The following is a 10,654-nucleotide window of genomic DNA, read 5'->3' on the forward strand; positions in this document are numbered from 1 at the left end:
CGCGCGGCGTGGTACTGATGGACGCCGGCTATGGCACCGACACCGCTCTGCGTGGAGATATCACCGCACTTGGCCTGAGCTATGTGGCTGGCATCCTGCCACAAACCTCGGTATGGACGCCTGGAACTGGGCCGCGGCCGCCGAAGAAGTGGTCGGGGAACGGGCGACCTCCAAAGTTGCTGCGGCGTGACAGCAAGCACCGACCGATTTCGGCCAAGAAGCTTGCGATCGGCCTGCCATCACATGCTTGGCACAAGATCACGTGGCGTGAGGGTACGGCAGAACGGTTGTCCTCGCGCTTTGCCCGTGTGCGCGTCCGTCCGGCACATCGAGATTACTGGCGCGCCGAAAGCCGGCCGGAGGAATGGCTGCTGATCGAGTGGCCGGCAGGCGAGGAGGCGCCGACCAAATATTGGTTGTCAACGCTTCCGGCGAACATTGGCTTCCGTCAGTTCGTCGATATCGTCAAGCTGCGCTGGCGCATTGAGCGCGACTACCACGAACTCAAACAGGAAGTTGGCCTTGGCCACTTCGAGGGGCGAAGCTGGCGTGGCTTCCACCATCACGCAACACTGTGCATTGCCGCCTACGGATTTCTGGTCTCCGAGCGAGAAACGATTCCCCCCTCAGAAACAGCCTCCACCAAGCTGTTCAAGGAAGCTGCAATTCCCGAAACTTATCGACCGAGGGGATCCGCCATTGCGGCCTGAACGACACGTCCCAAATTCGATTGCCACCGTTCGGAGAAGATTGAACGCGGCTCTCGTGTCCACACTATCTCGATGCCCTTGTTGCATCAGACCAATCTCACGTCGAAGTCGGTGAAAATTATGACGCAGTAGGACTAAGCGTTGCGCAGGAATTGCTCGGTCTGGCGGGCCTTTGCGTAGAAGTACCTGGGACCCCGGCCGAGCCAGCTGGCGTTCTCCGTGGGCTACTCACGGTATGGCGGTGTCTGGCGCCCACGGCGTTCGCTTTCGCCCCAAGGAAGCGCCACGGTTGAGCTCGCGGCCTTCGAGCATCGCGAGCGTGAGTTTTCAAACGGGAACGCGACGAGCGGATAAGACAGATACTGCGCCGCGTGCCAAAGAGCGAGAAGCGTCAATAGCCCACCCGTAATAAATCCGTCAGAGACAAGCACTAATCACGAACCATCCCAGTGATGGACATCAAGAGGCAACTTTAGACGGTCCTCCAGGCCGCCTTGTTGTTGGACCTCGTTGATGACCGGCCTGACCAGATCGACTCCAAGGTAAGCTTGACCTGGAGGCCTGCGGCCCGTCTTGATCGCAGACCTCAATTGCCATCCGAGTCCTTTATGGGGCTGGCGCTCTTCGCTCGGGCTGGCGCGGCTTCTTGAATCTGCACATCGAACCAGCCTAGCTCCCTTAGCTCGCGCGCTTTCTTTTCGGCTCCATCCCGACTGTCTCGCTTCAATACAATGCAGCTTGTGCCATCGCGGGCAAAGATCAAATAGGCCATTCGTCAGTTCATATTTGGTCTGAGTCCGAGCGAAAAGAGGTCGCAGGCATTTTCGCGCTGCGACCTTCGGGCTTAAACAATCAGTTAAAAAACGCTCGATCCGCCTGCCCGATATTTTGGATACTGATCTCCGCAATAAGCACTGTGGAGTCATATTTTGCTGTTCCTAATGAGGAACAGAACGGCTGTTGCCGCACTGAGACACGATTAATGCAGCGCCCATTTACCTTGGGGCTTAGTTAACAGAGTGGCATTCGGGAACGGTCATCGATCATGATGACACTTAACAAGATCATTCTGGCAACCATACCGATGCGTGCAAGGTTGGCGCTCGCCGTCGTAACGCGCAGCCGAGCGCCAGATTCCGACCGTTGGACGATATTGTAGGTGCGGTAAGTGCGTCACCGACGACAAAGGCGGCTACATACGATCGACCATGATCAGAGCCAGAAAGAAAATTGACGTGTGAGCACGTTTACCGCAGATTCCGTGGTGAGATCGGCAAATTCGGCACGGTCCTCACAGTGCGCGACAAAGCCCGTGCCCTCGATGTAGCAATTCCGGAGCACGTGGACAGGCATGTCGGGCTGTGCTTTGAGATGCACTGAACGCTTTGGCGATTTTGCTAACCGCCCGCTCTCTTGCTGAGGGACTCAGACAAGGGCATAAGTGCCTGAAAGAAGCTTGTAACAACCACATGCCTTTTGCTCGAGGCCCTTGCGTTCATGGATCTGCAAGACGCCCCGCATCTTGCGAATCAACCTTTGTTCTTCAAATCGGATTAGCGTCTCGGTTACACCAGCGCGGCGCAACCCCAACGCGAACGAAAGGTAGTCATGGGTGACTGGAAGCACGTGAGCGCCCAGCGCATCACTCGCCAAACAGAGCCAGCTCGCGAGCCTCTGTTCGCGATCGTGCCGAACCCCGCACAATCCTGTCTGAGCGCAATGCAAGGTCAGCGCTTGAACGTACCGAAGAAGATGTTCTCGGATTTCAGGACGCTCCTTCGTCACCCGGCGCAAATCCTCGACACCGATCCTATGCGCATTTCCGGGAAAGAGCACAACAGATTGGTGCGTCGAAAGATGCCCTACCACTAAGAGCGAAGCGCCGACCGCACCCCAATGTCCTATCACTGCGGTTTCAAGGATGCTTTCCGCTGCGACAATTCTCAGCGAGACGAGGCCCGACTCGATAAAATAGACGTAATCAAGATGCCTTTTCGGCTCCTGCAGGATCATGCGTTCTCTCAGCACGATCGGCTCAAGGAACTCCCCTACTGCCGCGAGGTCTTGCAGAGAAAGACGGGCGAGAATCGCATTTTTGACAAAGGAGCGCGTAGGAGGACGCACCTTAACAGGCCGGTCAAGCATCGGCCGTGTGCCGGACACCTGCGTGAGAGCTGCATCTCTTGAGCCGTCAAGCGCTTCAAGGACGGCGGGCACGTGGTCGGTCATAGTGCGGCCCCTCTCCTGACATGCGGCGGTCACCCCCGCTGACCCGTAACGAAAAATTGATTGGGACTGTAACAACACTTTCATGCTGATTAATGCAATGAGCCTCGTGTTAACGCTCAAATCCCGCGTTCGAGCGCCCTTCTTCGACGGATTTCAATAGCGCAGGCACAATTAAAGCCGTCAACGCCACCTTAATTGCTTCGCGCATCGCCAGCCGTTTCAGCCTGGTGCGGAGTCCGCTGCGTGAGGCGATGACAGCCCAATTACGGCAAGCGCGCCTCCGCAGAGACAATTTCGGATGTCACACGACAGTTTGATCATGTGCCCTTTGCCGCGAAGTTCATTTTCGTCACGCGAAAATTCTGATGTTTTCGCGACAATCAGACAATGCTTGCTCAACACCTCATTTATGAAGGAATGCTATTCTCTCGTCGCGGGCCCGATGGGCGGCAACTGGCTTATCCCACGTGCCGCGACGCATCGAGACGATCCGTTCATCCTCGTCGAACTGCTTCTCAAGTACGGTGGCCGCAAGGCGGCCTCAGCGCGCCAACGAGAGCGTTGCGTAGCCACGGCTCGAAGGATTCTACCAGCGGTTGATTTTTCTGTTGCCGAACGAGACGGCGCCCTCGGCGCTACAGCCACGATGTCCTTTTGATGGGCATAGAACTCGTCGATGTGCTTGAGCGCCTCGCCCGCAATGGACGCAGGACCAGGGGCGGCAAGTTCGGAGAAGTTACGCCGCATGCCGATCAGCAGAATGCAAGCTGAACGTCGTCACGCTCGGCCAACTTGCCATAACCGGCGTAGCCATCGACCTGCAGGATCCCCTTGATGCCTGGTAGATGGGCGATTGGTCGGTCGGCTTTGCGATCGGGGGCGTGGACATAGGCGATACCGGGCGGATCGGCGCCGCCCCATGGCCGGTCGTCCGGGCGCATAAGCCCAGAGCTGACCGGTCTGGTGCGCTCTCGGCTGGGATCGAGCACCTGGGATCGTCGTCTCGTCGGCTAACAGCTTTCGCCGTTGCCTGATCTTGCCAAGGAGGCGCTCACGCAACAGAAGGCTGCCTGCCCCGCCCAGCTGCCAGCGTCGAACGATCGAGCTCAATGCCTGGCGGCCGTAATTCCTTGATGATCTGCCGCAGCCGTTCGCTCTCGCACGGCTCGGCAAGCAGCATCGGTTTTCAGAGTCTCGGGATCGTCCCGGCAGGTCGTCGCTCCCACCTGATTCAGATCATATTCGCCGCCATCTGGCGACGCGTTCGATGCTCCTGATTCACCTCCCCGCAGCGAAGCCAGCAGCGAAATGAAATGGACAAGCGGTGTTTTTTGGGAAGGCAACACTCGTCGACACGTGGCCCGCAAGTCCATTCTTTTGTTCGACCGCATCGCCGGCAATCTTCCGTCCGACCGCCCATTTCGCCGGCCGCCGCGCGCAGGGCGGTCAAGGCTGGCCGCATTTTTGCGCCACCGAAAGCCTTGGGCCTTGGCCGGCCCGAGCACGGCGGCCTCCTGAATCGGGGTCAGCAAAGGCTCAATGGTTCACCGGCCAGTGCCCGATCGGACAACCGGCGCTAGTCGCGGCACTGATCCGCCTGCTCAAAATACAGTCATGGCGAAGTTTGGCGAACGGCTTTCAGCTTTGCACCTCAGGCGCTTGCCTTATCGAAAATCGAAAGGGATGTGAATGGCTCAAGGGGATCTAGCCTTGACTGGGCTGATTTGCGAGCTTAGCGCCCACGCCGTCACGAGGCGAGGAAGGTGAAGCCCTAGGTGCCCGGACAGAGATGGATTGCCCGTCAGGGATTGGGAGAGCAAAGGCGGAGGTCGATTAAGCAGCGTCGGCCAGCATGATCAAATTGAACCGAAGAGAGATTGAAGTCCGACCATCTTGGTGAAGCACAGATCGCCATCAACTCGTCGTTGGACCGATGTCCTTCCTCATGCTCTCTAAGCTGGGTAACAACTGCCCGTCAGCTCGTCGTCAGCTTGCCTGAGTACCTTTCGCAGCAGGGCCTAAGCAGCCCGAACTCACTGCGACGAAACGTACGCCGAAGGGAAACGCGAATCGCCATGTATAATCGAATCAGTGGCTCATCCACACGCGCTAGCCAAGGTGACGAGCTGAATCAGTCGGTGGACAGCGACAGCTTTACAGAAACCCTTGCGGATCTCGCGCTGCGGAGGAACCTGCCACCTGCGGAGTTGCCCGACAAAATGGGGTGCTGCGCCAGCAAGCCACATGCGTCGGATCCAACCTTTCATAGCAACCCCAGTACATCCTCTCCAGCGAGGCCGAGCACCTCCCTGTTCCAATACAGGACGGCCGAATTGCCTCAGGCGAATGTCAACGGCATTTGCGTTGGACTAACTGCGGAGTGGCTCCGCAATCTCAACAACAGCCCGTCAGCCCGAATGAATGCGCTAATACCCGGATCGCAAAGGCACTACTCAGCGACTGTCCGGCAGCAGCAGTATCAGGACCTCAAGGATCAGTTGCGAAGCGAGGGAGCAGGAGCTCCTCAGGCCGACCTTCAGGCACAAAACACCATATTGCAGGAAGCAGGCTTGGCACCATCCGGAAAAGAGAAGAAATACAGTTTCGGCGAGCCTTTGCGCTTCTCGCGCATGCTGGAAAAAATCACCGAAGACGGATCGAACTATTTGCTCAGCTTGTATTTCGCCGAAGGTGGCGCACACACAGTTGCGACGTCGGCGTCGAATGGAATGACCACGCTCTTCGATCCAAACTATGGAGAATTTACGGTTCAACCAGACCAGATCGCTGGATTGTTCCAAAGCCTCGCCAATCGTTACAGGAACCCCAACGGGCAGCATTTGTCGACAGTCACAACACAAAAAATGCACTGAGTGGGGCCTGCAGGCCTCGGGCGATTGGCGCCTTCTGTGAAGGCGAGGAAGCATCCTCGACCCGATGCTTTTATCAATTGGCAGGCAAACCATGTTATCCAAAATACGAAGGCTTCCCCCCTCTGTGTCTGATTGCAATCGGCAGTCTTCGGCCCGAGGGGGCAAAAGCGGCAACTGCCGCACCGGAGTCGAATCAGCCTCGTGCCGTCTAGAATGCGACATCTATTCCCCGCGTCCATCACAGTTGCCGGTTGCGGAAAGCGGAACCGCGGGCGTCGGGTAAGAGGCGGCGCTGGTTGCGAGGTTGGGCGATGCGATTGGGGATAGCGAGTACGGGTTGATATCATTGTCGTGTTGCGCTGGCGAGCTTGCGGCGAAGAGCAGTCGGCTGATTGGAGCGAACTTCGTACTGAGCTTAGCACCTCATCCCATTCGCGGCTTGCAACCCAAGTGAGATACCCGCCGTTATCAGCCCATACTTTATGGCGGTAGCGTCCAGACGGGGTCGCAGAAAACGATTCGCGTGCCTGTATTGGCAGTGGCGACTTCACGAGTGCTGCCACAAACCCATCGCATCCGGCCGCTTGAATCCATCAAAAAAATGCACCAAAGCGCAGAAATTCCACGAAGAGGCGCTGCTCATTACATTAATCAAGATCTAAATATTCGTTAAACTCAGCAAACCTCGCAAAGCACTCCGATGGAGCGAGCAGCTTCGCCAACAAGGCGGACCTCAGACTTGGCATCGCTGTACCTCGCCTGCGGGCATGGTGAAGCGGAAGACAATGTAGGGAGGCTATAGACGTAATGCCGACTGGAGGCGAACATGCGCAAAGCTTCCACCGTGGCTCGATTGAGAGCCTAAGATTTATGGTGGCCCCGAGATCGGCGCGCGAGGCCTGCATCTATCGATGCTACCTTGATGCCATGAATGCCACTGTCGGCCTGATCTTCCGGCCATCCTCAACACACCTGAAACGTTCGTGATGAAGGCGAGTCAGTGTGCGGCTTCGCCGAAGGATGACACTTTGATAAGTTTTCAAAGGTTAGTTCCACACTGTCGGCATCCATGAGTACTTCGATTGATGATAGCTTAAGTGAGATCAGATCAGTGCGGAATGAAATTTGGCGTTGTCGTACGTTGCTTCAAAGCGAGTTGCCTGATGAGGAGCGAAAACTCATCGAGCAACGCCTGGTTGAACAGTGTTCCGCCTTCGAACGGCTGTTAGCGACCACATTTCCTTTCACGTTGAGGCTCAAGTCAACTTCAGTGCCTGTGCCGCTCAACACGTAACTAAGTCTACCGGCATGAGCCCCTCACCTCCATCCTTCGGCTCACCTGCGATCCGGCCTAGACTGAATTCATCAGTGGAGGTGGAATGGCGGCAATGCGATGCATGATTTCAGGCAGGAAGTTGATTCCTATCGTTGCATCGAGGTCATCGCCCTGGGCCGCCGGCGGCAGCGCCCCAACGATGGATAGGCGAGGAGAAGGCCCGGAGCGTGGAGCAACGTTTTCAGAAGGATGCGAACATTGTAAGCGGTCTTTGGCGCAATCGCGTTGCCAGCAGAAGGCCGAGATCGGCCGCCAGCTTGAGCAAATCCGTCAGCAAGTCAGAGGCGAGGGGCCCGCAATCTCCGGAACCCAAAAGCTTCGCAAGAGAAAGCAGAGCCAGCTTGAAATTTGAGCATAGGCCCCCCTTTAGAACGAACGATCTTTGGCAAAGGTGGGGAGCAGCAGGTGATCGCACCAACGCCTCATACCATTCATACGTCGACGTTAACGTTCACTGGCTGCTCTTCATCCGGCAGGATGATCAGCTCCTGGCGGAACTGACTCACTACCAGCGGCCAAGACGGTGCGATCGCCTACGCGGTCATTTGTTGAAATCATCGCATGCATTTGGAATATTTTGGACGCCTTTCGGGATGAAATTCACCTCAAGGCCGGGGAGCCGATTATGCAATACGATCGGATAGACGCCCGCATCCTCGAGATTGTGCAAAAGAACAACCGCCTAACTTCCGAGGTGATCGGCGAACTAGCAGGGCTTTCTGCTACCGCGTGTCAACGACGACTGAAGAGGCTCCGTTCGGAGGGCATTATCGAGGCCGATGTTTCAATCGTTTCGCCGAAAGCGGTGGGCAGACCTATTCAAATGCTGGTGCTGGTGACCATGGAGCGAGAGCGTTCAGATATAATCGATAGATTCAAGAAGGCCATCAGATCGTCCGTTGAGGTCGTCAACGGCTTCTACGTCACCGGCGACGCGGATTTTGTCCTATACGTTACCGCGCCCACAATGGAAGATTATGAGGAGTTCACTCGGCGGTTCTTCTATGTGAACCCAGACATTAAGAGCTTCAAGACGATGGTCGTATTGGATCGCGTAAAGGCGGGCTTTGCTGTTCCCGTTGAAGCACCATCCGAGAATTGACAACACGCTGTTGCAGGCGTTTCACCCCGCGGATCGACGCGTTTGCGCGCTTTTCGTCACTTAACGCGCATAGCAACCGCGGATGACTATCGCTTTCTGCTTGTATGCTGATGACGAAGGGTTCGAAAAGCTTCCGTGCTCCCTTTCGGTGCGACAGCAAGCGATAGGTGTGCCGTACCTGGCAGCTGAGCGGACGACCTCCACTTGATCAGAGCCTTTGAGTTGAGCCTCTCCCGTCGTTCAACTTCACGGAAAAAAGCCGAGGTCATTATCTAATCTCGCGCAGATACTTTCAAGCAGCACAATGCTGACGGTCGATTGCCCCGTTTCGAACCGACTGATCATCCGGACTGAAATACATGCTGCCGATGCACCATCGCCAAGCGTAAGCCCGCTCTCGAGCCGGGCGCGCCGAATGGCAGCCCCCTTCTCTCATCGATCGGCGCCTTGTCGCGCAGCGGTAGGCGGAAGCCGCTCCGGCACGCTTCCTTCTTAAGCTTACTCGGGCGCTTCCAATCCGCTCGCTTGACTTACCCAACTCGGCGTCCCCCGCAGGAATTGCTTGCACAAGATTTGACGGCTAGACGCTTTGCGACTAGCAACGCTCGTTTGTCGCCATTGGTTGTCCTCGCCGATCCACAACGGTGCTCCGGCTTGAGATCGCGTCGAGGACATTCGCCCGAAGCTCCAGAAACGTTCATCGAAATTTTTATCGGCAGTCCTTAGCCAAAGGTGACGGATCCGACCGAGAGGACCGCACCATGTTTGGCTCGGTACGATAGGCCGTTCCGGCAACGAATGCGAGACTACTAAGGCCCGACAACCCTTCGAATGCATGATGAATTACCTCAGGGTTTGGTACGGTGCTCGGTCAATGTGATTGCAACATTCATCTCCTTCGAGAGCAAGCGGAGTAGACACTCGACGCACCTCACCTACTCCGATGTTAGGGGGTTAACCGCGCCACACGCAGCCATCACGAATGTCCGATTCCTCGAGCCCCAGCCTTCTCGTCGTCTTCGCTTTCGATTAGCGCATCGATCTGGTGCTTGGTCGTTCCCGGCGTGACGACCAGATGGCTGACGTCCTGCGTCGCAATCTACCACTTGGTCTTGATGCATTCTCCAACGGGAGGGAAGACCACGGTCAGCGCATCTGGATTGCGCCACGCTCTCACGCCATGGGCATTTAGCTCCTCGTCTGCGTAAGCCGCGAGTTGCTCACATTGACGGAAGGTTCCCTTGATCCCTCCGATACCTAGGCTGCGGATCGCATACCAGAGAACAATCGGGGTATACGCATTGCGCGATCCGCTCAACGAGGTATCGGAGCTGCCGATGTAATCGATCGTGCGCATTATGCGCTCCACATGCTGCTGACGCGTGAGAACGACGCCACAGGGCATCGGTGAGCCGAGGAATTTGTGTCCGCTAATCACGCGAAATCGAACACCGGCTTCGGATTTAGGGGCGCATACGGTCCGCACAATGCCGCGTCGGAATGGACACAAACGTCATTAATTCCGATGTCGCGAAGGACAGCGCGGACTCGTCGCGCATCGTCTTTGCCCTCCTTCATCGTCGTGCCGATATTTGCGACCACGACGGCCGGGCGATGTCGCGCGCGGGTCGCCTGCTGCGCTAGGTCCTCGTAGCTCATTTCTCCATTTGACTCGGAACGCACCACACAGTGTTCGAGCCCGAGCAGATGAACCCCTTTGCTCACGCTGTAATGAGTGTCTCGCGAAAAGTAAGTGACTCCGTTCGGATACAGTTCTCGACCCAGATACAAGCCGTAGATGTTTCCCTCGGTCCCTCCGTTCGTGATGTAGCCCCAAAACTCGTCCGACTGTGCCCGAAACAACGGGCAAAGAAGTCGATGACTTCGCATTCGAACGTACGCGAACTGACGCGATAGGTTGCCGATTTGAATGGATCTCCGCCGTTGTTGCCCGTCAGCTTCAGGAAGCGCCACAACGGTTCGTAGTTGAATCCCTTCGCAAGCAGGTAGCCGAGAAAACATTCGCTTGCCTCCTCCCATCGAATGGAACAGATCGTCGAGCTGTTCGAGGTGATGAAGATCCAGCATGATCAGACTCGTATAGGTTTAGAGGCACTGGCTTTATCGGCCTTTTCAGTACGCGTTGCCTGGCGCCGGGTCGCCGTCCCGCATTCAATAGGGATGGCGGAGGATCGGGAAAACCGGCGGCGAACTGCCGACCTGAACCTCGCCCATGATTTTCCATGCCATGCGCTCATACAGCCGAGCCGAGTGAACGCTAGGAGCCTGTCCAGTTAGCATCGGGAAGCCGGTTTTATCCGAATGATAGCGGCTCATGCGGCCCTCGCCAGCTTGACGAGGTTGTGAGCGGTGCAGATGAGCGCCCATTCTGCGCTGACCTTTT

General features: G+C 56.6%; 9 protein-coding genes and 1 pseudogene. 3 read left to right on the forward strand and 7 right to left on the reverse strand.

Annotated features, from left to right (window positions below; all coding sequences use genetic code 11):
- On the forward strand, positions 1-710 hold a 710-nt coding region (locus CQ13_RS40055; RefSeq protein WP_245309627.1), incomplete at its 5' end, for an IS701 family transposase.
- Positions 711-1,296: 586 nt separating this feature from the next.
- Here CQ13_RS40055 and CQ13_RS45095 read toward each other — a convergent pair.
- From CQ13_RS45095 to CQ13_RS46350, 3 genes and pseudogenes are all read right to left on the reverse strand, one after another.
- On the reverse strand, positions 1,297-1,482 hold the full coding sequence (locus tag CQ13_RS45095) for a hypothetical protein (RefSeq protein ID WP_057848255.1): 186 nt from the start codon (positions 1,480-1,482) through the stop codon (positions 1,297-1,299).
- Positions 1,483-2,135: 653 nt separating this feature from the next.
- Positions 2,136-2,939 carry a Crp/Fnr family transcriptional regulator gene (locus CQ13_RS40065; protein WP_057848258.1) on the reverse strand — a complete coding sequence of 268 codons (804 nt, stop codon included), beginning with the start codon at positions 2,937-2,939 and terminating at the stop codon, positions 2,136-2,138.
- A gap of 554 nt (positions 2,940-3,493) precedes the next feature.
- A pseudogene (locus CQ13_RS46350) lies at positions 3,494-4,053 on the reverse strand (IS66 family transposase); the annotation flags it as partial.
- Between the two features lie 961 nt (positions 4,054-5,014).
- Between CQ13_RS46350 and CQ13_RS40075 the strand changes: the two are divergent.
- Complete coding sequence (locus CQ13_RS40075; RefSeq protein WP_057848257.1) at positions 5,015-5,812, forward strand: YopT-type cysteine protease domain-containing protein; 798 nt, start codon at positions 5,015-5,017, stop codon at positions 5,810-5,812.
- Between the two features lie 1,961 nt (positions 5,813-7,773).
- Positions 7,774-8,250: an Lrp/AsnC family transcriptional regulator gene (locus CQ13_RS40080; protein WP_057848259.1), complete on the forward strand. Its 477-nt coding sequence runs from the start codon at positions 7,774-7,776 to the stop codon at positions 8,248-8,250.
- Positions 8,251-8,496: 246 nt separating this feature from the next.
- Here CQ13_RS40080 and CQ13_RS47550 read toward each other — a convergent pair whose 3' ends face one another.
- From CQ13_RS47550 to CQ13_RS44170, 4 genes are all read right to left on the reverse strand, one after another.
- Positions 8,497-8,667 (reverse strand): helix-turn-helix domain-containing protein, encoded by a 171-nt coding sequence (locus CQ13_RS47550; RefSeq protein WP_082637929.1) that lies wholly within the window; start codon positions 8,665-8,667, stop codon positions 8,497-8,499.
- A gap of 682 nt (positions 8,668-9,349) precedes the next feature.
- Entirely contained in the window at positions 9,350-9,607 is a 258-nt protein-coding gene (locus CQ13_RS46360) for a PLP-dependent aminotransferase family protein (protein ID WP_245309628.1), read from the reverse strand.
- A 77-nt stretch (positions 9,608-9,684) separates the two neighbouring features.
- On the reverse strand, positions 9,685-10,338 hold the full coding sequence (locus CQ13_RS46365; protein ID WP_245309629.1) for a pyridoxal-dependent decarboxylase: 654 nt from the start codon (positions 10,336-10,338) through the stop codon (positions 9,685-9,687).
- A gap of 84 nt (positions 10,339-10,422) precedes the next feature.
- On the reverse strand, positions 10,423-10,654 hold a 232-nt coding region (locus CQ13_RS44170), incomplete at its 5' end, for a hypothetical protein (RefSeq protein ID WP_210183093.1).

The sequence above is a fragment of the Bradyrhizobium retamae genome, assembly GCF_001440415.1.
GTDB classification, from domain to species: domain Bacteria; phylum Pseudomonadota; class Alphaproteobacteria; order Rhizobiales; family Xanthobacteraceae; genus Bradyrhizobium; species Bradyrhizobium retamae.